The sequence below is a fragment of the Streptomyces sp. NPDC002467 genome, from assembly GCF_042889825.1.
Classification (GTDB): domain Bacteria; phylum Actinomycetota; class Actinomycetes; order Streptomycetales; family Streptomycetaceae; genus Streptomyces.
This window is the reverse complement of the sequence record NZ_JBIARJ010000021.1, coordinates 22,761-43,163: the sequence shown is the minus strand read 5'-3', so window position 1 is coordinate 43,163 and position 20,403 is coordinate 22,761. Positions and strand designations below refer to the sequence as shown.

The window sequence follows — 20,403 nt, the reverse complement described above, 5'->3', positions numbered from 1 at the left end:
GGTGGTGCGGCAATCCGATTAGCCGCGCGGCGGCAACAGGGTGCCGGTCAGGGCCTGGACGGACAGCAGGAACAGCCGCTCCGCATCCGCCGGGCGGGCCAGGGCGCGGGCGAGCGCCGGGTCGTGCGGGGCCGTGGCCGGATCCCAGAGCTCGCTCTCGGCGGGGGACTGGGCGGGGGAGCGCTCGCGATTGCGCTCCACGAGCAGGAAGCCGACGATCTGGAACTGGATGGCGCGCACCACGTCGGCCGCCCGCGCCCCGCGCAGCCCGGCGACGTGCACCTCGTGGACGAGGGCCTGCTGCGCGGGCAGGAACATCCGCTCCGTGAGCCCGCGTTCGTGGACCATCGCGATCAGGTGCGGACGCGCCCGCAGCTCGCGGCGCAGGATCCGGGCCACCGACAGGATCCGCTCGGCCGGGCCGTGGCCGGCCGGTCTGATCGCGCCCATCTCCTGCACGGTCCGCTCCACGAGGGCGTCCAGCAGTTGCTCCCGGTTGCCGACGTGCCAGTAGATGGAGGTCACCGCGGTGCCGAGCTCGGCGGCCAGCTTGCGCATGGTGAGGGCGGCCGGGCCGTGCTGCTTGACCAGGGACGCGGCGGCGTCCAGTACCTCGTCACGGGTCAGCGTGCTTCTGGCCATGGATCCGGTCCGCCAATCTGTCGCATCGTCAAGAACTGGCACATCGTCAGTTCTGTTCGTGCAGGGGTCTTTACCCTTCATCGGTGGCGGTGTAACTGTGTTACAGAACCGACTCCGCTCAAGACGAGGGTGGTGCGTGAACATGGCACGCGTACGGTACGGAGCGCGAACCGAGGCAGAGATCGCGGCGTCGCGCGAGAAGAACTCCAAGCTCCCCGACATCTGGTCCACCGGTGTCGTCGCCGTCTGGGAGACCGACCCGGACGTGGTGGCGGCGGTCCTGCCGCCCCCGCTGAAGCCCGCCGAACGGCCCCTCGTACGGGCCAACATCAGCAAGGTCGACCTGCCCGGCTACCCCCTCGGCGCCGGCTCGGTGGCCGTCGCCGCCCGGCACGGCGGGGTCGAGGGCTGGTACCCGCTCGTCATGCCCATGAGCATGGAGCGTGCCCTGACCGGCGGTCGCGAGGTCTTCGGCGAGCCCAAGAAGCTCGGCGAGATAAGCGTCGAACGCGACGGCCTCGTCGTCCGGGCCGCTCTCGCCCGGCACGGGATCGCCTTCGTCGAGGTGCGCGGGGCGGTCGACCGCGAGCTGCCGCTGCCCGAGCCCACGCAGAAGGTCGACTTCTACTTCAAGTTCCTTCCTGCGGTGGACGGTTCGGGCTTCGACGCCGACCCGGTGCTCGTGCACTGCACCCGTAACGAGAAGGTCCGCAAGCTGGAGCACATCACCGGTGACGTGGTGCTCCGCGAGTCGATGTACGACCCGGTCGCCGACCTCCCGGTGCGCCGCGTCGTCGAGATCACCATCGGCGAGAAGACCACCGACCAGCAGGGCAAGGTCGTCGAACGGGTCAGCGCCCAGGCCCTGCTCCCGTACATCCACCAGCGCTACGACGACCCGATGCAGATCCTGGACGGCCCCCCGGAAGGCAGCGTCTGACATGCGACTCGAACCAGGACAGGTGGCCGTCGTCACCGGAGCGGCCAGTGGCATCGGCCTCGCCATGGCCCGCCGCTTCGCCGCCGAGGGGCTGAAGGTCGTCCTCGCCGACGTCGAGGAGGGCGCCCTGAACAAGGCCGCCGCCGAGCTCACGGCCGGCGGGGCGGAAGTCCTCGCACGGACCGTGGACGTCAGCGACCGCGACTCCGTCGTCGCCCTCGCCGACGCCGTCTACGACGCCTTCGGCGCCGTGCACGTGCTCTGCAACAACGCGGGCGTCGGCTCCGGCGCCGAAGGCCGGATGTGGCAGCACGAGCCCAACGACTGGAAGTGGGCCTTCTCCGTCAACGTGTGGGGCGTCTTCCACGGCATCCAGGCCTTCGTCCCCCGCATGATCGAGGGCGGCGCCCCCGGCCACGTCGTCAACACCTCCTCCGGCGACGGCGGCATCGCCCCACTGCCCACCGCCTCCGTGTACGCGGTCACCAAGGCGGCCGTGGTGACGATGACCGAGTCCCTCTACGCCCACCTCAAGGCGGAGGGCGCGTCCGTCGGCGCCTCCGTCCTCTTCCCCGGACCGCACATGCTGCGCACCGGGCTGTGGGAGTCGCACCGCAACCGGCCCGAGCGCTACGCGAAGGAGCGGCCGCGCAAGTCCCCGTACCGCAGCCTCGACCAGTACGAGGCCGCCATGAAGCAGGCCGGGCACGAGGTGAACTTCACCCCCGTCGAGGAGGTCGCGGAACACGTCGTCGACGGCATCCGCGCCGACCGCTTCTGGATGCTCCCGGCGAGCGAGCACAGCGACCGGCAGATCCGCGCCCGATCGCAGTCGATGCTCGACCGCGCCAACCCCGCCTATCTGGAAAGCTTCATCCTCGACTGAGGGGCCCGCAGTGAGTGACGCACCGTACGAAGACCCGTACCTGATCATCTCCTCCGACTGCCACGCGGGACTGCCGACCGAGCAGTACCGCCCCTACCTCGACTCCCGCTTCCACCCGCAGTTCGACGAGTTCCTGGGCCAGCGCGACGCCCGCCGCGAGGAGGCCACCCGCCTCGGCGTGCGCAACGAGGCCTTCGCCGAGAAGTGGTTCCACGATCACGAGGAGGGCCTCAAGGGCGGCTGGGACACCACGCAGCGGCTCAAAGAGCTCGACGGCGACGGCGTGGCCGCCGAGGTCGTCTTCCCCGACGCGGACGCCGTCGACAGCCAGACCGCGGCCCCCTTCGGCGTGGGCCTCGGCCTCTCCGGCGACCAGGACCCCGCACTCGGCATGGCGGGCGCGCAGGCGCACAACCGCTGGCTCGCGGAGTTCGTTTCGCAGAACCCCGAACGGCACTGCGGTGTCGCCCTGCTCCCCATCACCGGCGAGCCGGACAAGGTCGTCGCGGAGATCCACCGGGCCAAGGAGTCCGGGCTGGGCGCGCTGATGATCCCCTCCATGTGGGTGGACAAGGCGCCGTACCACGACCGCCGCTACGACCCGATCTGGGCGGCCGCGGCCGAGACGGCGATGCCGATCGTGACCCACTCGGGGGCCGCGCCCCGCCACGAGTACGGCGACCACCTGGGCATCTACGTCTCCGAGGTCACCTGGTGGCCGTCGCGCCCCCTGTGGTTCCTGCTGTGGTCCGGGGTCTTCGAGCGGCACCCGGGCCTGAAGTTCGGCGTGGCCGAGTCGGGCTGCTGGTGGCTGCCGAACCAGCTCTGGTTCATGGACCGCCTCTACCTCGGCGCCCACGGCGGCAAGAAGCTCTCGCCCTTCGCGGAGCTGAAGCGGCCGCCGAGCGAGTACCTCGACCGGCAGGTCTTCGTCTGCGCGACCAACACCAAGCGCCGCGAACTCGCGCAGCGCTACGAGATCGGCGTCGACAACATCCTGTGGGGCTCGGACTTCCCGCACCCCGAGGGCACCTGGCCCAACACCCGGAACTGGCTGAAGAACACCTTCCACGACATCCCGGTGGCCGAGACCCGTCGGATGCTGGGCCTGGCGGCGGCCGACGTCTTCGGCTTCGACACCGAGAAGCTCGCCCCGATCGCCCGCCGGATCGGCCCCATCCCCGCCGAGCTGGGCCAGTCGCCCGACCAGGCGTCGGTGGAGGCCTCCTGGGCCCGCTCCCGCGAGGTCGGCCGGCACTGGCTGACGGAGAACGACTTCCCGGTGCTGGGGGTGGACGCGTGACCTCGGAGGACCGCTACACCGTCATCTCGGCCGACTGCCACGCGGGCGCCGACCTGCTGGACTACAAGCCGTACCTGGAGAAGCGGTACCACGACGAGTTCGACGCCTGGGCCGCCACGTACGTCAATCCGTACGAGGACCTCCTCGCGGACACGGCGGACCGCAACTGGAACTCGGCGCGCCGGCTCGCCGAACTGGAGGCGGACGGCATCGTCGCGGAGGTCCTCTTCCCGAACACGATCCCGCCGTTCTTCCCCAAGGCCTCCCTGATGGCCCAGCCGCCGACGGCCGCCGAGTACGCGATGCGCTGGGCGGGGCTCCAGGCTCACAACCGCTGGCTGGCCGACTTCTGCGCGGACGCGCCGGGGCGGCGGGCGGGCGTGGTCCAGATCCTCCTCAACGACGTCGACGCGGCGGTCGCGGAGATCCGCCGCACCCGCGAGGCGGGCCTCACGGGCGGGATCCTGCTGCCCGGGGTCCCGCCGGGCTCGACGGTCCCCGAGCTCTACTCGGAGGCGTACGACCCGATCTGGGCGGTCTGCGACGAACTGGACGTGCCGGTCAACCACCACGGCGGCTCGGCGTCCCCACCGCTGGGCGACGAACCCGCCGCCCGTGCCGTCTTCATGGTCGAGACCACCTGGTTCTCGCACCGAGCCCTGTGGCACCTCATCTTCGGCGGCGCGTTCCGCCGGCACCCCGGCCTCAAGCTGGTCCTCACGGAACAGGGATCCGGCTGGATCCCGGGCGTGATGGAGATGCTGGACTACTACCACGGCCGCCTGGTCGCGGCCTCGGGCACGGCGGAGTCCAAGTTCGGGGCGGGCCTGGCGGACGCGATGGGCAAGGGCCCGAGCGAGGTCTGGCGGGACAACTGCTTCGTGGGCGCCAGCTTCATGCGGCCGCACGAGGTCCCGCTGCGGGATCGGATCGGCCTCGACAAGATCATGTGGGGCAGCGACTACCCCCACGACGAGGGCACCACCCCGTTCTCCCGCGAAGGCCTCCGCATCGCCTACGCGGGCCTCCCGCGGGAGGAGGTCGCCGCGATGGTCGGCGGCAACGCGGCCCGCGTGTACGGCTTCGACCTCCCCCTCCTGGACGCGCTCGCGGCGAAACACGGCCCGCTGGTCTCGGAGATCACCGAGCCGCTCACGGCGGTCCCCGAAGGCGCCACCAGCCCGGCGTTTGCCCGAGGGGGGTCGGTCCGGGTCTGGTGACGTGTTCCGCCGGGGCGGCTCGGACGTCGTACGCCGTGAGCCGCCCCGGCGGGAACCCCTCCGTTCCCGCCGGCGGGGTGGTACCCGCCGAGGCGATGCGCAGACCGGGCACGCCGCCGGGGCGCCCGGAGAACCGTCTCGAATCCCGTCATTCCCCGCCCTCCCCGAACCATCGGTAACCCCGATGGATACCGATCGGTAACAACCTCTAGCGGCACCCCGGAGACCGCCTCTAAGGTGCGGACATGCCGAACCTGCCCGATGTCGTGCTGTGGTCCATACCCGCCTTCGTACTGCTCACCGTCGTCGAGTTGGTGAGCTACCGCATCCATCCCGACGAGGACGCCGCCGGGTACGAGACCAAGGACGCCGTCACCAGCATCGGCATGGGGCTCGGCAGCATCGGCTTCGACCTGCTGTGGAAGATCCCCGTCGTGGCGATCTACACCGCCGTGTACGAGCTGACCCCGCTGCGCGTGCCGTTCCTGTGGTGGACCTTCCCGCTCATGCTGCTCGCCCAGGACTTCTGCTACTACTGGCAGCACCGCGGCCACCACGTCATCCGCATCCTGTGGGCCTGCCACGTCGTCCACCACAGCAGCCGCAAGTTCAACCTCACCACCGCCCTGCGCCAGCCGTGGACCAGTGGCACCTCCTGGCCGTTCTACCTGCCGATGATCGCCCTCGGCGTGCACCCGGCCGCCATCGCGTTCTGCTACTCCGTCAACCTCGTCTATCAGTTCTGGATCCACACCGAGCGGATCGACAAGCTGCCCCGGCCCGTCGAGTTCGTCTTCAACACCCCCTCCCACCACCGTGTCCACCACGCCTCCCAGGGCGGCTACCTGGACCGCAACTTCGGCGGGATCCTGATCATCTGGGACCGGATGTTCGGCTCCTGGGTGGGCGAGACCGACAAGCCCGTCTTCGGGTTGACCAAGAACATCAACACCTACAACCCGCTGCGCGTGGCCACCCACGAGTACGCCGCCATCGCCCGGGACGTGAAGGCCGCCGACAGCTGGCGCGAGCGCGCCGGGCGCGTCTTCCGCGGCCCCGGCTGGCAGCCGGCCCAGGCCCCGGCCGCCCCCGCGCAGGCCCCGACCGTGCAGGCCCCGGAGCGTGCCGCGTGAGCGCCGGCGAGTCCCGTACGCCGTCCTGGGCGCGGCCCGCCCCCGCAGCAGCCGGAACCACCGCGCGGCTCCTGCTCGGCGGCTTCGCCGTGGCCACCGCCGTCGACCTCGGCTCGCTGCTCGCCGGCTGGCACCTCGGCCACGTCATCGCCAAGCCGCTGCTGATGCCGCTGCTCGTCGCGTACGTGATCGTGTGCGGCGCGCCCCGGCTGCTGGTCGCCGCCCTGCTGTTCGGCTGGGGCGGGGACCTCGCCCTGCTCTTCGACGCCGATGTCGCCTTCCTCGTCGGCATGGGCTCCTTCGCCGCCGGGCACGTCTGCTACCTCGTGCTCTTCGGCAAGCGGGCCGCGAACCCGCTGCTCGGGGGTGCGTACGTCCTCGCGCTCGTAGGGACCGTCGCGATGCTCTGGGCCGACCTCCCGGCCGATCTGCGGATCCCGGTCGCCGGCTACAGCCTGCTGCTCACCGCCATGGCCTACCGCTCCAGCTCGCTGGGCCCGCGGGCCGGGATCGGCGGGGCGCTGTTCCTGCTGTCGGACACCCTCATCGCCACCGGCGTCGCCGAATGGCCCCAGCTGCCCCGGCCGGACTTCTGGATCATGGCCACGTACGTCGCCGCCCAGTACCTGCTGGCAACCGGCGCGATCACCGGCGCGACCACGGGCGAGACCGGTGCCGCGGCCGACGGCACGACCACGCGGGAAGCAGGCGTACGGTAGGGGGAGTCTTACAAGACTCAACCATTTCCCCGATCCGGAGGACTGCACCACCATGCGCGCCACCGTCATCCACGCCCCGCACGACATCCGCGTGGAGGAGGTGCCCGACGCTGCGATCCAGCGCCCCGAGGACGCCGTCATCCGCGTGCTGCGCGCCTGCATCTGCGGCAGCGACCTGTGGGCCTACCGCGGCGAGGCCGCGCGGCAGCCCGGCCAGCGCATCGGCCACGAGTTCCTCGGCGTCGTCGAGGAGACCGGCTCCGCCGTGAGCGGGCTGAAGGCCGGCGACCTGGTCGTCGCCCCCTTCATGTGGTCCGACGGCACCTGTGACTACTGCTCCGAGGGGCTGTACACCTCCTGCGTGCACGGCGGCTTCTGGGGCTCGGTCGGCCACGACGGCGGCCAGGGCGAGGCCGTCCGCGTCCCGCACGCCGACGGCACCCTGGTGAAGCTGCCCGCCGACGCGGTCTCCGACGACCACCTGCTGACCGGGCTGCTCGCGCTCTCCGACGTCATGGGCACCGGCCACCACGCGGCCCTCGGCGCCGGGGTGCGCAAGGGCTCCACGGTCGCCGTCGTCGGTGACGGCGCGGTCGGCCTGTGCGGTGTCCTCGCCGCCAAGCGCCTCGGCGCCGACCGGATCATCGCACTGGGCCGCCACGAGGTCCGTACGGACATCGCCAAGCTCTTCGGGGCCACCGACGTCGTCGCCGAGCGCGGCGAGGCGGCCGAGGCGGCCGTCCGCGAGCTGACCGGCGGCCAGGGCGCGCACTCGGTCATCGAGGCCGTCGGCACCGAGCAGTCCATGCGCACCGCCGTGAACATCACCCGCGACGGCGGGGCCATCGGCTACGTCGGCGTCCCGCACGGCAGCGGCACCGGCCTCGACCTCGGCGTGATGTTCGACCGCAACATCACCCTGCGCGGAGGCGTCGCCCCGGTCCGCGCCTACATCCCGGAGCTGCTGGAGGACGTGCTGAGCGGGGCCATCGACCCGTCGCCGGTCTTCGACCGCGCCGTGACCCTGGACGAGGTCCCGGACGGCTACCGCGCGATGGACGACCGCAGCGCGCTCAAGGTGCTCATCAAGCCCTGACGGCCGCGACGGGACACGGAGAAGGGCCGGGCGGGGAGATCCCCACCCGGCCCTTCCCGGTTCGGCCGGTTCGGCCGGTTACTTCACGGCCTTCAGCGCGTCGACCACGCCGTAGCCGTAGTAGCCCGTCTGGCCCCACTTGCTCTGGCAGGTGGTGGCGTCGATCAGGGTGCCCGCGGCGTCGTATATCTGCGTCGGGCAGGAGGCCTTCGTGGCCTGGGCCGTCAGCATCGCCTGTATCTGCGAGGGCGTGGCCGAGGGGTGGGTGCTCTTGAGGAGCGCCGCGACGCCCGCGACGTGCGGGCCGGCCATCGAGGTGCCCTGCTTGTAGCCGTAGCCGCCGCCCGGGAGGGTGGACAGCACGCGGCCGTTGGCGTCCGGGGTGGCCGGGATCTGCCACTTGTCACCGCCCGGGGCGGCGACGTCGACGACCCCGAGGCCGTAGCTGGAGTAGTACGACCGCAGGCCCTTGTCACCGGTGGCCGAGACCGTGACCACGCCCGGGAGCTGCGTGGGCAGGTCCAGGCAGACCTTCGGGTCGATGGTGCGCGGCACCGGGGTGGTGTCGTTCGGGCTGGTCTCGTCGAGCAGGGAGTCGGCCGCCAGGTCCTGGTTGGAGTTGCCGGCGGAGGCCACGTGCAGCGTGCCCTTGCGCTCGCCGTACTTGGTGGCCCGGCTGATGGCCTCCACCAGCGCCTTCTGGTCGTCGTCCGTCTTGCAGTTGAAGAGGTTCGGGTCGACGTAGTAGCTGTTGTTGGTCACCTCGATCCCCTTCTCGGCGGCGAACATGAAGCCGCAGACGACCGCCTCGGTGTAGAAGAGGCTGGTCCCCGGCTCGCTCACCTTGATCGCGGCGATCTTCACGCCGGGCGCGACACCGCTGATGCCGACGCCGTTGCGCGGGGCGGCGATGGTGCCGGCCACGTGCGTGCCGTGGTCGCTGCCGTCCGCGTACGGGCGCCAGGCGCCGTCGGTGGTGTCCGCGACGCCGCCGACGCAGTTGGCCGACTGCTCCTTGGAGAAGTTCGCGGCGAGATCGGGGTGAGTGTCGTCGACACCCGTGTCGATGATGCCCACCGTGACGTTCGGGCTGCCATCGTTGATCTTGTGAGCCTGATCGGCCTTGATCGCCCGCAGGTCCCACTGGTTGGGCTCCAGCGGCTCCTGACCCTCCTGGGCCGCGGCTGCCGCCTTGGCGGCGTCGGCCGCGCTCAGCTTCTGCGTCGCGCCCTCGTCGGTGGTCGCCACCGACTGGAGGGGGGCCGTGCGGGTGGCGCCGACCGAGACGAAGAGGCCGCGGTTGGCGCGCAGCGTCTTGGCGAAGTCCGGGTTCTGCGAGTGCGCGACGATGACGCCGATCTGCTCATAGGACGTCACCACCGTTCCGCCGGCCCGCTCGATGGCCTTCTTCGCGGCCTTCACCGTGGCGTACGAGTTCAGGTTCGCCACGTACGACAGCTTGGGGCCGGTCGTCTCGGCCTTGGATGCCGCAGCCGTCTCCGCCGTGTTGCCCAGCGGGGCGGCGGAGGCCGCGACCGAGGGCAGGAAGGCGAGCGAGGCGGTGAGCGCCAGGCCGACCGGTACGGCGAGGGCACGCCGGCGGCCGGATCCCAGATGAGCCATGGGTTCTCCAGATCATCCTTGAGAAAGCCGTCCGTACGCGGTCGCGTCGGACGGGTTCATGACAGGCGAACCTAGCGTTCTCGTTCCCTTCTCCGCCATCAGTTCGAGAAATCAGTTCCCGAAGAATCAGCGGGTGTTGAACCGTCGCGACACGCCGTCCGTGCCGTTGACAGGGGGGATCAGCACCACCGTCCCCCCACACGGAGGTTGTTTTGTCCGTCTTCCCCCCTGCACCCGCGTCACAAGGAGAGCCCCCCGTGACCACCGAAGCAGCGCCGCCCCCGGGCAGCGCGGGAACGCCACTGGCAGGCCCCACGGCCGATGACTTCGCACGCGTCCAGCAGAGCGCGGAGTTCGCCGAACTGCGCAGCTCCTACCGCTCCTTCGCCTTCCCGCTCACCGTGGCCTTCATCGCCTGGTACCTGCTCTACGTGCTGCTGTCCAACTACGCGGGCGGCTTCATGGGGACCAAGCTCTTCGGCAACGTCAACGTCGCCCTGGTCCTGGGCCTCGCCCAGTTCGCGACGACCTTCCTCATCGCCTGGCTGTACTCGCGCCACGCTGCCTCCAAGCTCGACCCGAAGGCCTCGGCCATCAAGGCGCGGATGGAGGCCGGGGAATGAGCCCGACGATCCACGCGACCACGCTCGCGGCGGGCGGCGCCGGCGAGCACCGCCCGCTGATCATCACGCTGTTCGGGCTGTTCGTCGTCGCCACCCTGATCATCACGATCCGGGCCGGCCGCCAGACCAAGGACGCCGCCGACTTCTACGCGGGCGGCCGCCAGTTCACCGGCTTCCAGAACGGCCTGGCCATCTCCGGCGACTACATGTCCGCCGCGTCCTTCCTCGGCATCGCCGGAGCCATCTCCCTCTTCGGCTACGACGGCTTCCTCTACTCCATCGGCTTCCTCGTCGCCTGGCTGGTCGCCCTGCTGCTCGTCGCCGAGCCGCTGCGCAACTCCGGCCGCTACACGATGGGCGACGTCCTCGCGTACCGGATGCGCCAGCGGCCCGTCCGCACCGCGGCCGGCACCTCCACCATCGTCGTCTCGATCTTCTACCTGCTCGCCCAGATGGCCGGCGCCGGCGTGCTCGTCTCGCTGCTCCTGGGCATCACCAGCGACGGCGGCAAGGTGGCCGTGGTCGCGCTGGTCGGCGTCCTCATGATCGTCTACGTGACCATCGGCGGCATGAAGGGCACCACCTGGGTCCAGATGATCAAGGCGGTCCTGCTGATCGCGGGCACCCTCCTGATCACCTTCCTGGTGCTGGTGAAGTTCAACTTCAACATCTCCGCCCTGCTGGGCCAGGCGGCCGAGAACAGCGGCCAGGGCGCGAAGTTCCTGGAGCCCGGACTCAAGTACGGCAAGGACTCGCTCACCAAGCTGGACTTCATCTCGCTCGGCCTCGCCCTGGTCCTGGGCACCGCCGGCCTGCCGCACATCCTGATCCGCTTCTACACCGTGCCCACCGCCAAGGCCGCCCGGAAGTCGGTGAACTGGGCCATCGGCATCATCGGGGCCTTCTACCTGATGACCATCGCCCTCGGCTTCGGTGCCGCGGCCCTCCTCAAGCGCGCCGACATCCTGGCCTCGAACAAGGCGGGCAACACGGCGGCCCCGCTGCTCGCCCAGGAGATCGGCGGCGGCGCAGGGTCCACCGGAGGCGCCATCTTGCTCGCCGTGATCTCCGCGGTCGCCTTCGCCACCATCCTCGCCGTGGTCGCGGGCCTGACCCTGGCCTCGTCCTCGTCCTTCGCGCACGACATCTACGTCAACGTCATCCGCAAGGGCCAGGCCACCGAGAAGGAGGAGGTGCGCGCCGCCCGCTGGTCCACCGTGGTCATCGGGGCCGTCGCCATCTTCCTCGGGGCCCTCGCCCGCGACATGAACGTTGCCGGCCTGGTCGCCCTCGCCTTCGCGGTCGCCGCCTCCGCCAACCTGCCGACGATCCTCTACAGCCTCTTCTGGAAGCGCTTCACCACCAAGGGCGCGCTCTGGTCGATCTACGGCGGTCTGATCTCGGCGGTCGGCCTGGTGCTGTTCTCGCCGGTCGTCTCGGGCAAGCCGACCTCGATGTTCAAGGACGCCGACTTCTACTGGTTCCCCCTGGAGAACCCCGGCATCATCTCCATCCCGCTCGGCTTCCTGCTGGGATGGCTGGGAACCGTCCTGTCCAAGGAGCAGGCCGACCCGCAGAAGTTCGCCGAGCTGGAAGTGCGCTCCCTCACCGGAACAGGCGCTCACTGAAATCGTCCGAACACCCAGCGTGGCCGCGTCGTACCTTTTTACGACGCGGCCACGTTACGTCTCGTTCATTCGGGCACCTCTGCACGACACACACGTCCCGTAGTCTCGGATGTAGAACGCGTGAGGTAGATCCACTGTCGCGCGTACCTCTACTTCCGGACAGGGGAGGGGGCCAACAGTGCTTCTCGACACGTACGGCCGCGTGGCCACTGACCTGCGGGTCTCGCTCACGGACCGGTGCAACCTGCGCTGTACCTACTGCATGCCCGAAGAGGGCCTGCAGTGGCTGGGGAAGTCGGACCTCCTCACCGACGACGAGATCGTCCGGCTGATCCGCATCGCGGTCACGCAGCTCGGGATCACCGAGGTCCGCTTCACCGGCGGGGAGCCGCTGCTCCGCCCCGGCCTGGTCGGGATCGTCGAGCAGTGCGCGGCCCTGGAGCCCCGCCCCAAGATGTCCCTCACCACCAACGGCATCGGCCTCAAGCGCACCGCGGTGGCGCTGAAGGCGGCCGGCCTGGACCGAGTGAACGTTTCCCTGGACACCCTGCGGCCCGAGGTCTTCAAGACCCTCACCCGCCGCGACCGCCACCGGGACGTCATCGACGGCATGGCCGCGGCCCGCGAGGCCGGCCTCACCCCCGTCAAGGTCAACGCCGTGCTGATGCCCGGACTGAACGACGACGAGGCCCCCGATCTGCTGGCCTGGGCCGTGGAGAACGAGTACGAGCTCCGCTTCATCGAGCAGATGCCGCTCGACGCCCAGCACGGCTGGAAGCGCGACGGCATGATCACCGCCGGCGACATCCTGCAGTCCCTGCGCACCCGCTTCACGCTCACCGAGGAAGGCGCCGACGAGCGCGGCTCCGCCCCGGCCGAGCGCTGGGTGGTCGACGGCGGCCCGGCCACCGTCGGTGTCATCGCCTCGGTCACCCGCCCGTTCTGCGGAGCCTGCGACCGTACCCGGCTCACCGCCGACGGCCAGGTCCGTACGTGCCTCTTCGCCACCGAGGAATCGGACCTGCGGGCGGCCCTGCGCTCGGGCGCCCCGGACGAGGAGATCGCCCGGCTCTGGAAGGTCGCCATGTGGGGCAAGAAGGCCGGGTCCGGCCTCGACCTCCCGACCTTCTCGCAGCCCGACCGGCCCATGTCGGCGATCGGCGGCTGAAGCGCCGAACGGCCGCCGCGCCGTGGCGCGGCGGCCGCACAAAGGGTCAGAGGCGCTCGGAGCCCTCGGGCTGCACCCACTCGTCGAGCTTCACGACGTCCTTGAGGAAACCGCGGACCCCCAGGAACTGGGAGAGGTGTTCGCGGTGCTCCTCGCACGCCAGCCAGGTCTTGCGCCGCTCCGGCGTGTGCAGCTTCGGGTTGTTCCACGCTAGGACCCATACGGCCGCGTCGCGGCAGCCCTTGGCGGAGCAGGTGGGGGTTTCGTCGGGGCCGGAGGAATCAGAGGAAGTCACGGCCCAACCCTAGAACGGAAAGGCGACGCCGAGCAGCCACGGGGGGAGCTGCCCGGCGTCGGTCCGTCGCTCCGACGGGGGATGCGGAGCGCGTGAGCAGTATGTCACGCAGGACCCGGTGCGGTGCACCGGAACTTCATGATTGATCTGAGGTTTTCCTGAGGTTTCCCGCGTCCAGTGCGGGCCGCACGGGAGCCGGGATGAAGTTCGACGGCAGGGAGGGCGTCGACTCGCGCCCCGCGTTGGCGATGACCACCGCGACGTAGGGGAGCAGGGCGCCCGCCACGAGCGTCACGATCGCCACAGGGCGCTGCACGTTCCACAAGAGCACCGTCGCGATGACCGACAGCGTCCTGATCGCCATCGAGATGACATATCTGCGCTGGCGGCCCCGTACGTCGTCCGCGAGCGCCATGCGCGCCCCGGTGATACGGAAGACCTCCGTCCCGTTCCGCTTCTGCCGCTTCGTCCGTGTCACGCTCCACCACCCGATCAGCCGCCGGACGTTCCCCGGTCCGGACGCATCCCACGGTACGCCGCGCCCGCGGGAGTGAGGAGAGGGGGTGCCCCGCTCGCTCGCCCGAACGGGTCCGCCCGAAATGCGAGCTACGCCGTACGGGTCGAAACTGGGCCCACGTGCGCACAACGCGCCAGGAGGAGGCGGGACATGTCTTGGTTGTGGGCGATCATCGTCGGTTTCGTGCTGGGCCTGATTGCCAAGGCCATCCTGCCGGGCAAGCAGCACCAGCCCCTCTGGCTCACCACCCTCTTCGGCATCATCGGCTCGGTCCTGGGCAACGCGGTCGCCACGTGGATCGGAGTGGCCGACACCCGGGGCATCGACTGGACCCGCCACCTGTTGCAGCTCGCGGGAGCCGTCCTCATCGTCGGCCTCGGCGAGATGGCCTACAAGTCGATCCGGGGCGGCAGGCACCAGACGACCTGAGCCTCCCGGAACGCGGCGGAGGGGCCGGCACGGACTGTTCGTCCGTACCGGCCCCTCCGTCGTATCCCGTGGCGTGGCCCGCGGCAGCCGTCAGGCGCCGGTGACCTCGACCGCGGCCAGGTTCTTCTTGCCGCGGCGCAGCACCAGCCAGCGCCCGTGGAGCAGGTCCTCCTTGGCGGGGACCGCGTCCTCGGCGGTGACCTTCACGTTGTTCACGTAGGCACCGCCCTCCTTCACGGTCCGGCGGCCGGCCGACTTGCTCGCGACCAGACCCGTCTCCGCGAGCAGGTCGACGACCAGGCCCGGCTCCGCCACCGTGGCGCGCGGCAGCTCGGACAGGGCCGCGGCCAGCGTGGCCTCGTCCAGCTCCGCCAGCTCGCCCTGACCGAACAGAGCCTTCGACGCGGCGATCACGGCGGCGCACTGGTCGGCGCCGTGCACCAGCGTCGTCAGCTCCTCCGCCAGCGCCCGCTGCGCGGCACGCGCCTGCGGCCGCTCGGCGGTCTGCGCCTCCAGCGCCTCCAGTTCCTCACGGCTCTGGAAGGACAGGATCCGCATGTAGGTGGAGATGTCCCGGTCGTCCACGTTCAGCCAGAACTGGTAGAACGCGTACGGCGTGGTCAGCTCCGGGTCGAGCCAGACGGCCCCGCCCTCGGTCTTGCCGAACTTGGTGCCGTCCGCCTTGACCATCAGCGGCGTCGCCAGCGCGTGCACGTGCGCCTCCGGCTCGACCCGGTGGATCAGGTCGAGGCCGGCCGTCAGGTTGCCCCACTGGTCGGAGCCGCCCTGCTGGAGGGTGCACCCGTGGCGCCGGTACAGCTCCAGGAAGTCCATGCCCTGGAGCAGCTGGTAGCTGAACTCGGTGTAGCTGATGCCCTGGTCGGACTCCAGCCGCTTCGCGACCGAGTCCTTCGTCAGCATCTTGTTGACGCGGAAGTGCTTGCCGATGTCCCGCAGGAACTCGATGGCGGACATGCCCGCCGTCCAGTCCAGGTTGTTGACCATGACCGCGGCGTTCTCGCCCTCGAAGGACAGGAACGGCTCGATCTGCGAACGCAGCCGGTTCACCCACTCCGCGATGACCGCGGGGTCGTTCAGGGTGCGCTCGGCGGTCGGGCGCGGGTCACCGATCTGCCCGGTGGCCCCGCCGACCAGCGCCAGCGGCCGGTTGCCGGCCAGCTGGAGCCGGCGCATCGTGAGCACCTGGACCAGGTGGCCGACGTGCAGGGAGGCCGCGGTCGGGTCATAGCCGCAATAGAAGGTGACGGGACCGTCCGCGAACGCCTTGCGCAGCGCTTCTTCGTCGGTGGACTGGGCGAACAGCCCGCGCCACTTCAGTTCGTCGACGATGTCCGTCACGATCTCTCGACTCCTTCGGAGATGGGAAGTTGCAACACTTAGTTGCAAGGGATCAGTCTAGGCCGGTCAGACGCCCTTGCTCACCGAACTCATGTTGAAGTCCGGGATGCGGACAGGCGGCATCGAAGCCCTCGTGAACCAGTCGCCCCACTCGCGCGGCAGGGTCTTCTCGGTCCGCCCGGCCTCCGTCGCCCGAGACAGCAGGTCCACGGGGGACTCGTTGAACCGGAAGTTGTTGACCTCGCCCACGACCTGCCCGTTCTCCACCAGGTAGACGCCGTCCCGGGTCAGCCCCGTGAGCAGCAGGGTGGCCGGGTCGACCTCGCGGATGTACCAGAGGCAGGTCAGCAGCAGACCCCGCTCGGTGGAGGCCACCATCTCGTCCAGGGACTTCTCCCCGCCCCCGTCCAGGATGAGGTTCCCGAACGCGGGGGAGAGCGGCAGACCGGTCAGCCCGGCGGTGTGCCGGGTCGTGGTCAGCCGGGTCAGCTCGCCGTCCCGGATCCACTCGGTCGCCGGCACCGGCATGCCGTTGTCGAAGACCGAGGCGTCGTCCCCGGAGCTGTGCGCGATCACGAACGGCGCGGACTCCAGGCCCGGCGCGTTCGGGTCGCTGCGCAGGGTCAGCGGCAGTTCGGACAGCTTCTCGCCGATCCGGGTGCCGCCGCCGGGCTTGGAGAAGACCGTCCGGCCCTCCGTCGCGTCCCGGGCCGCGGCCGACCACATCTGGTAGATCAGCAGGTCGGCCACGGCCGTGGGCGGCAGCAGCGTCTCGTACCGGCCGGCGGGCAGGTCGATCTTCCGCTCCGCCCAGCCCAGCCGTACGGCGAGCTCGGCGTCGAGCGAGGTCGGGTCCACGTCCTTGAAGTCGCGGGTGGCGCGGCCGGCCCAGGCCGAACGCTGCCGGTCCGGGGACTTCGCGTTGAGCTCCAGCGTGCCCTTGGGCTGGTCGTGGCGCAGCCGCAGGCCCGTCGAGGTGCCGACGTACGTGGACACCAGCTCGTGGTTGGCGAAGCCGTACAGCTCCCGGCCGCCCGCGCGGGCCCGGGCGAAGGCCTCGCCGAGGGCGGGCGCGAAGTCGGCGAACACCGCGGAGGAGGTCTCGGCCGGGGCGTCGGTGAAGTCCGGCGAGGCCGGGGTCCCGGTCACCAGCGGCTGCGCGTCCTCGGCGGGCCCGGCCCCGCGGGCGGCGGCCTCGGCGGCCCGTACCAGCGGCTCCAGGTCGGCGACCGTGACGGCGGAGCGCGAGACGACCCCCGAGGCCGTGCCCTCCTTGCCGTCGACCGTGGCGATGACGGTCAGCGTCCGGCCGCGGGTGACGCCGTTCGTGGTCAGCGCGTTGCCCGCCCAGCGCAGGTTCGCGCTCGACTCCTCGTCGGCGATGACGACGCAGCCGTCGGCGGTGGACAGTTCCAGGGCCCGCTCGACGATCTCGTGGGGCTTGCTGCGTCCGTTCGAAAGCGTGCTCATCGGCCGGCCTCCTGCGTGGTGTTCAAGATGTTCACGTCGCGGAACAGCGCCGACGGGCAGCCGTGCGAGACCGCCGCGACCTGTCCCGGCTGGGCCTTTCCGCAGTTGAAGGCGCCGCCCAGGACATAGGTCTGCGGGCCGCCGACCTTCTCCATCGAGCCCCAGAAATCGGTGGTCGTGGCCTGGTAGGCGACATCGCGCAGCTGCCCGGCCAGCCGGCCGTTCTCGATGCGGAAGAACCGCTGCCCGGTGAACTGGAAGTTGTAGCGCTGCATGTCGATCGACCAGGAGCGGTCGCCGACCACGTAGATCCCGCGCTCCACCCCGCCGATCAGGTCCTCGGTGGACAGCCCGCCCGGATCCGGCTGGAGCGACACGTTCGCCATGCGCTGCACGGGCACGTGCCCGGGGGAGTCGGCGTAGGCGCAGCCGTTGGAGCGGCCGAGGCCGGTCAGCTTCGCGATGCGGCGGTCCAGCTGATAGCCGACCAGGGTGCCGTCCTTGACCAGGTCCCAGCTCTGCGCCTCGACGCCCTCGTCGTCGAAGCCGATGGTCGCCAGCCCGTGCTCGGCGGTGCGGTCACCGGTCACGTTCATGATGGGGGAGCCGTACTTGAGCTTGCCCAGCTGGTCGAAGGTGGCGAACGAGGTCCCGGCGTACGCGGCCTCGTAGCCCAGCGCCCGGTCGAGCTCGGTGGCGTGGCCGATGGACTCGTGGATGGTGAGCCACAGGTTGGACGGGTCCACGACCAGGTCGTAGCGGCCGGCCTGCACGCTCGGCGCCCGCATCTTCTCGGCGAGCAGGCCGGGGATCTCCTCCAGCTCGGCGTTCCAGTCCCAGCCGGTCCCCGTCAGGTACTCCCAGCCGCGCCCGGCGGGCGGGGCGATGGTGCGCATCGAGTCGAACTCGCCGGTGGAGGCGTTGACGGCGACGGCCGTGAGCTGCGGGTGGATCCGCACGCGCTGCTGCGTGGTCACGGTGCCGGCGGTGTCGGCGTAGAACTTGTTCTCGTGCACGGCCAGCAGCGAGGCGTCCACGTGCGCGACGCCCTCGGCCGCCAGCAGTCGCGAGCTCCAGTCGGCGAGCAGCGCCGCCTTCTCCGCGTCCGGCACCTCGAAGGGGTTCACGTCGTAGGCGGAGATCCAGGTCCGCTCCGCGTGCACCGGTTCCTCGGCGAGTTCCACCCGTTCGTCCGAACCGGCGGCCTTGATCACCTGCGCCGACAGCTTCGCCATGGCCACGGCCTGCGAGGCCACCTTGGCCGCGCCGTCCATGGTCAGGTCGACGCCGGAGGCGAAGCCCCAGCTGCCCCCGTGCACGACGCGGACCGCGTACCCGAGGTCCGTGGTGTCGGACCCGCCGGAGGGTTTGGCGTCCCGCAGCCGCCAGGAGGCGCTGCGGATCCGCTCCAGCCGGAAGTCGGCGTGCTCGGAGCCGAGCGCACGGGCCCGGGCGAGCGCCGCGTCGGCGAGCGCCCGCAAGGGCAGCGCGGTGAAGGCCGCATCGATGGAATGGGGCACGGAAGTCCTCCCGGGGTCGGGGCCGGTCGCCCCGATCATGTCGCGATCGAGGCGCGTGTGCCTACATCTTTCTGTAGGGACTCGACAGAGCCCGTCGCAAGGCCCTGTCGGAGGTCGATTCTCCGTACGGCGGACGGGACCTATAGGTTTTCGGTATTCAGACCGCTATCGAAAGGGTGATCCGTTGAGCCGCTCGGTTCTCGTCACCGGAGGTAACCGGGGCATCGGCCTCGCCATCGCCCGAGCCTTCGCGGAGGCCGGAGACAAGGTCGCGATCACGTACCGGTCGGGGGAGCCGCCGGAGGCGCTCACCTCGATCGGCGTTCTGGCGGTCCGCTGCGACATCACCGACTCCGAGCAGGTGGAGCAGGCCTACAAGCAGATCGAGGACGCGCACGGCGCGGTCGAGGTGCTCGTGGCCAACGCCGGGATCACCAAGGACACGCTGCTGATGCGCATGTCCGAGGAGGACTTCACGGCGGTCGTCGACACCAACCTCACCGGCACGTTCCGGGTGGTCAAGCGCGCGAACCGGGGCATGCTCCGGGCCAAGAAGGGCCGCGTCGTCCTGATCTCCTCGGTCGTCGGACTCCTCGGCTCGGCCGGCCAGGCCAACTACGCCGCCTCCAAGGCCGCCCTCGTCGGCTTCGCCCGCTCGCTCGCCCGTGAGCTGGGCTCGCGCAACATCACCTTCAACGTGGTCGCCCCCGGTTTCGTGGACACCGACATGACGAAGGTGCTCACCGACGAGCAGCGCGCGGGCATCGTGGGCCAGGTGCCGCTGGGCCGCTACGCGCAGCCCGAGGAGATCGCCGCGGCCGTGAGCTTCCTGGCGTCCGACGCCGCCTCGTACATCACCGGAGCCGTCATTCCCGTTGACGGCGGATTGGGCATGGGTCACTGATCACCATGAGCGGAATTCTCGACGGCAAGCGCATCCTCATCACCGGGGTGCTGATGGAGTCGTCCATCGCCTTCCACACCGCCAAGCTGGCCCAGGAGCAGGGCGCCGAGGTCATCCTCACCGCCTGGCCGCGCCCGTCGCTGACCGAGCGCATCGCCAAGAAGCTGCCCAAGCCGGTCAAGGTGATCGAGCTCGACGTCACCAACGACGAGCACCTGGCCCGCCTGGAGGGCCTGGTCCGCGAGGAGCTCGGCGGCCTCGACGGCGTCGTCCACTCGATCGGCTTCGCCCCGCAGGACGCCCTCGGCGGCAACTTCCTGAACACCCCGTTCGAGTCGGTCGCGACCGCCATGCACGTCTCGGCGTTCTCGCTGAAGTCGCTGGCCATGGCCTGCAAGCCGCTCTTCCCGGCGGAGGGCGCGGCCATCGTGGGCCTCACCTTCGACGCGCAGTTCGCCTGGCCGCAGTACGACTGGATGGGCCCGGCCAAGGCCGCGCTGGAGGCCACCAGCCGCTACCTCGCCCGCGACCTGGGCAAGGAGAACATCCGCTGCAACCTGGTCTCGGCCGGTCCGATCGGCTCGATGGCCGCGAAGTCCATCCCCGGCTTCGGCGAGCTGGCGGACACCTGGAACCGCCGCTCCATGCTGGAGTGGGACATGAGCGACCCGGAGCCCACCGGCCGCGGCGTCGTGGCCCTGCTGTCGGACTGGTTCCCGAAGACCACCGGCGAGATCGTCCACGTCGACGGCGGTCTGCACGCCATGGGTGCCTGACCGGCTCCCGCGCACGTACGGCGGCGGCCGCGCTTCCCCTCGGGGGAGGCGCGGCCGCCGCCGTTTGCGGTACGGATTCGATCGGATGTCCACGGGCTGATCGGATCTTCCCGAGTCGAAAACCGGGACATATGCCTGCAAACTGACCAGGC

General features: G+C 70.5%; 20 protein-coding genes. 13 read left to right on the top strand and 7 right to left on the bottom strand.

The annotated features are described in order from the left end of the window. Positions 1–18: 18 nt before the first annotated feature. Positions 19–642, bottom strand: a complete 624-nt coding sequence (locus ACFYYJ_RS33645) for a TetR/AcrR family transcriptional regulator (RefSeq protein ID WP_385129191.1) — start codon at positions 640–642, stop codon at positions 19–21. A gap of 142 nt (positions 643–784) precedes the next feature. On the opposite strand from ACFYYJ_RS33645, the gene ACFYYJ_RS33640 reads away from it, so the two are divergent. From ACFYYJ_RS33640 to ACFYYJ_RS33610, 7 genes are all read left to right on the top strand, one after another. Continuing rightward, complete coding sequence (locus ACFYYJ_RS33640; protein ID WP_384584372.1) at positions 785–1,582, top strand: acetoacetate decarboxylase family protein; 798 nt, start codon at positions 785–787, stop codon at positions 1,580–1,582. A gap of 1 nt (position 1,583) precedes the next feature. Then, positions 1,584–2,468: an SDR family NAD(P)-dependent oxidoreductase gene (locus tag ACFYYJ_RS33635; RefSeq protein ID WP_385129193.1), complete on the top strand. Its 885-nt coding sequence runs from the start codon at positions 1,584–1,586 to the stop codon at positions 2,466–2,468. Between the two features lie 10 nt (positions 2,469–2,478). Next, the gene (locus ACFYYJ_RS33630; protein WP_389137942.1) at positions 2,479–3,771 is read left to right on the top strand and encodes an amidohydrolase family protein; all 1,293 of its coding nucleotides are present in this window, start codon (positions 2,479–2,481) and stop codon (positions 3,769–3,771) included. After that, on the top strand, positions 3,768–4,991 hold the full coding sequence (locus tag ACFYYJ_RS33625; RefSeq protein ID WP_389137940.1) for an amidohydrolase family protein: 1,224 nt from the start codon (positions 3,768–3,770) through the stop codon (positions 4,989–4,991). Before ACFYYJ_RS33630 ends, ACFYYJ_RS33625 begins: the two co-directional genes overlap by 4 nt. Positions 4,992–5,236: 245 nt before the next feature. Continuing rightward, on the top strand, positions 5,237–6,124 hold the full coding sequence (locus tag ACFYYJ_RS33620) for a sterol desaturase family protein (RefSeq protein WP_389137938.1): 888 nt from the start codon (positions 5,237–5,239) through the stop codon (positions 6,122–6,124). Then, entirely contained in the window at positions 6,121–6,843 is a 723-nt protein-coding gene (locus ACFYYJ_RS33615) for a lysoplasmalogenase (protein ID WP_389137936.1), read from the top strand. The genes ACFYYJ_RS33620 and ACFYYJ_RS33615 overlap by 4 nt, the downstream gene beginning before the upstream one ends. 52 nt (positions 6,844–6,895) lie before the next feature. Next, positions 6,896–7,939 (top strand): zinc-dependent alcohol dehydrogenase family protein, encoded by a 1,044-nt coding sequence (locus ACFYYJ_RS33610; RefSeq protein WP_385129201.1) that lies wholly within the window; start codon positions 6,896–6,898, stop codon positions 7,937–7,939. Between the two features lie 78 nt (positions 7,940–8,017). Here ACFYYJ_RS33610 and ACFYYJ_RS33605 read toward each other — a convergent pair whose 3' ends face one another. Then, positions 8,018–9,562: a S8 family serine peptidase gene (locus tag ACFYYJ_RS33605; protein WP_389137933.1), complete on the bottom strand. Its 1,545-nt coding sequence runs from the start codon at positions 9,560–9,562 to the stop codon at positions 8,018–8,020. A 257-nt stretch (positions 9,563–9,819) separates the two neighbouring features. Between ACFYYJ_RS33605 and ACFYYJ_RS33600 the strand changes: the two genes are divergently transcribed. The 3 genes from ACFYYJ_RS33600 to moaA all read left to right on the top strand — a co-directional run bounded on the left by ACFYYJ_RS33600 (position 9,820) and on the right by moaA (position 12,981). Further along, positions 9,820–10,185: a DUF485 domain-containing protein gene (locus tag ACFYYJ_RS33600; protein WP_384584348.1), complete on the top strand. Its 366-nt coding sequence runs from the start codon at positions 9,820–9,822 to the stop codon at positions 10,183–10,185. Further along, on the top strand, positions 10,182–11,813 hold the full coding sequence (locus ACFYYJ_RS33595; RefSeq protein ID WP_385129205.1) for a cation acetate symporter: 1,632 nt from the start codon (positions 10,182–10,184) through the stop codon (positions 11,811–11,813). The genes ACFYYJ_RS33600 and ACFYYJ_RS33595 overlap by 4 nt, the downstream gene beginning before the upstream one ends. 178 nt (positions 11,814–11,991) lie before the next feature. Continuing rightward, the gene (gene moaA, locus ACFYYJ_RS33590) at positions 11,992–12,981 is read left to right on the top strand and encodes a GTP 3',8-cyclase MoaA (protein WP_389137931.1); all 990 of its coding nucleotides are present in this window, start codon (positions 11,992–11,994) and stop codon (positions 12,979–12,981) included. 46 nt (positions 12,982–13,027) lie between these two features. Here the strand turns inward: moaA and ACFYYJ_RS33585 are convergent, their stop codons facing one another. After that, the gene (locus tag ACFYYJ_RS33585; protein WP_389137929.1) at positions 13,028–13,276 is read right to left on the bottom strand and encodes a hypothetical protein; all 249 of its coding nucleotides are present in this window, start codon (positions 13,274–13,276) and stop codon (positions 13,028–13,030) included. 136 nt (positions 13,277–13,412) lie between these two features. Next, positions 13,413–13,691, bottom strand: a complete 279-nt coding sequence (locus ACFYYJ_RS33580) for a DUF3099 domain-containing protein (protein ID WP_385129217.1) — start codon at positions 13,689–13,691, stop codon at positions 13,413–13,415. 252 nt (positions 13,692–13,943) lie between these two features. On the opposite strand from ACFYYJ_RS33580, the gene ACFYYJ_RS33575 reads away from it, so the two are divergent. Beyond that, positions 13,944–14,222: a GlsB/YeaQ/YmgE family stress response membrane protein gene (locus tag ACFYYJ_RS33575; RefSeq protein ID WP_384584336.1), complete on the top strand. Its 279-nt coding sequence runs from the start codon at positions 13,944–13,946 to the stop codon at positions 14,220–14,222. A gap of 90 nt (positions 14,223–14,312) precedes the next feature. Here ACFYYJ_RS33575 and tyrS read toward each other — a convergent pair whose 3' ends face one another. From tyrS to ACFYYJ_RS33560, 3 genes are all read right to left on the bottom strand, one after another. Beyond that, complete coding sequence (gene tyrS / locus ACFYYJ_RS33570) at positions 14,313–15,581, bottom strand: tyrosine--tRNA ligase (protein WP_376661288.1); 1,269 nt, start codon at positions 15,579–15,581, stop codon at positions 14,313–14,315. Positions 15,582–15,647: 66 nt separating this feature from the next. Next, positions 15,648–17,051: a metallopeptidase TldD-related protein gene (locus tag ACFYYJ_RS33565; protein WP_385129210.1), complete on the bottom strand. Its 1,404-nt coding sequence runs from the start codon at positions 17,049–17,051 to the stop codon at positions 15,648–15,650. Next, the gene (locus ACFYYJ_RS33560; RefSeq protein WP_385365258.1) at positions 17,048–18,610 is read right to left on the bottom strand and encodes a TldD/PmbA family protein; all 1,563 of its coding nucleotides are present in this window, start codon (positions 18,608–18,610) and stop codon (positions 17,048–17,050) included. The genes ACFYYJ_RS33565 and ACFYYJ_RS33560 overlap by 4 nt, the downstream gene beginning before the upstream one ends. Positions 18,611–18,755: 145 nt before the next feature. On the opposite strand from ACFYYJ_RS33560, the gene fabG reads away from it, so the two are divergent. Together fabG and fabI are read left to right on the top strand one after the other, a co-directional pair. Continuing rightward, entirely contained in the window at positions 18,756–19,475 is a 720-nt protein-coding gene (gene fabG / locus ACFYYJ_RS33555; protein WP_385129213.1) for a 3-oxoacyl-[acyl-carrier-protein] reductase, read from the top strand. A 5-nt stretch (positions 19,476–19,480) separates the two neighbouring features. Then, a complete protein-coding gene (gene fabI / locus ACFYYJ_RS33550) occupies positions 19,481–20,251 on the top strand; it encodes an enoyl-ACP reductase FabI (RefSeq protein WP_385129215.1) in 771 nt (256 codons plus the stop codon). Positions 20,252–20,403: the final 152 nt, after the last annotated feature.

What these genes read in the sequence shown, in the direction of transcription:
- ACFYYJ_RS33605 (WP_389137933.1), bottom strand. Translation starts at nt 9,562, where the DNA reads ATGGCTCATCTGGGATCCGGCCGCCGGCGTGCCCTCGCCGTACCGGTC.
- fabI (WP_385129215.1), top strand. Translation starts at nt 19,481, where the DNA reads ATGAGCGGAATTCTCGACGGCAAGCGCATCCTCATCACCGGGGTGCTG.
- ACFYYJ_RS33620 (WP_389137938.1), top strand. Translation starts at nt 5,237, where the DNA reads ATGCCGAACCTGCCCGATGTCGTGCTGTGGTCCATACCCGCCTTCGTA.
- ACFYYJ_RS33560 (WP_385365258.1), bottom strand. Translation starts at nt 18,610, where the DNA reads ATGATCGGGGCGACCGGCCCCGACCCCGGGAGGACTTCCGTGCCCCAT.
- ACFYYJ_RS33595 (WP_385129205.1), top strand. Translation starts at nt 10,182, where the DNA reads ATGAGCCCGACGATCCACGCGACCACGCTCGCGGCGGGCGGCGCCGGC.
- ACFYYJ_RS33635 (WP_385129193.1), top strand. Translation starts at nt 1,584, where the DNA reads ATGCGACTCGAACCAGGACAGGTGGCCGTCGTCACCGGAGCGGCCAGT.
- ACFYYJ_RS33640 (WP_384584372.1), top strand. Translation starts at nt 785, where the DNA reads ATGGCACGCGTACGGTACGGAGCGCGAACCGAGGCAGAGATCGCGGCG.
- ACFYYJ_RS33575 (WP_384584336.1), top strand. Translation starts at nt 13,944, where the DNA reads ATGTCTTGGTTGTGGGCGATCATCGTCGGTTTCGTGCTGGGCCTGATT.
- ACFYYJ_RS33645 (WP_385129191.1), bottom strand. Translation starts at nt 642, where the DNA reads ATGGCCAGAAGCACGCTGACCCGTGACGAGGTACTGGACGCCGCCGCG.
- ACFYYJ_RS33610 (WP_385129201.1), top strand. Translation starts at nt 6,896, where the DNA reads ATGCGCGCCACCGTCATCCACGCCCCGCACGACATCCGCGTGGAGGAG.
- ACFYYJ_RS33580 (WP_385129217.1), bottom strand. Translation starts at nt 13,691, where the DNA reads ATGGCGCTCGCGGACGACGTACGGGGCCGCCAGCGCAGATATGTCATC.
- ACFYYJ_RS33565 (WP_385129210.1), bottom strand. Translation starts at nt 17,051, where the DNA reads ATGAGCACGCTTTCGAACGGACGCAGCAAGCCCCACGAGATCGTCGAG.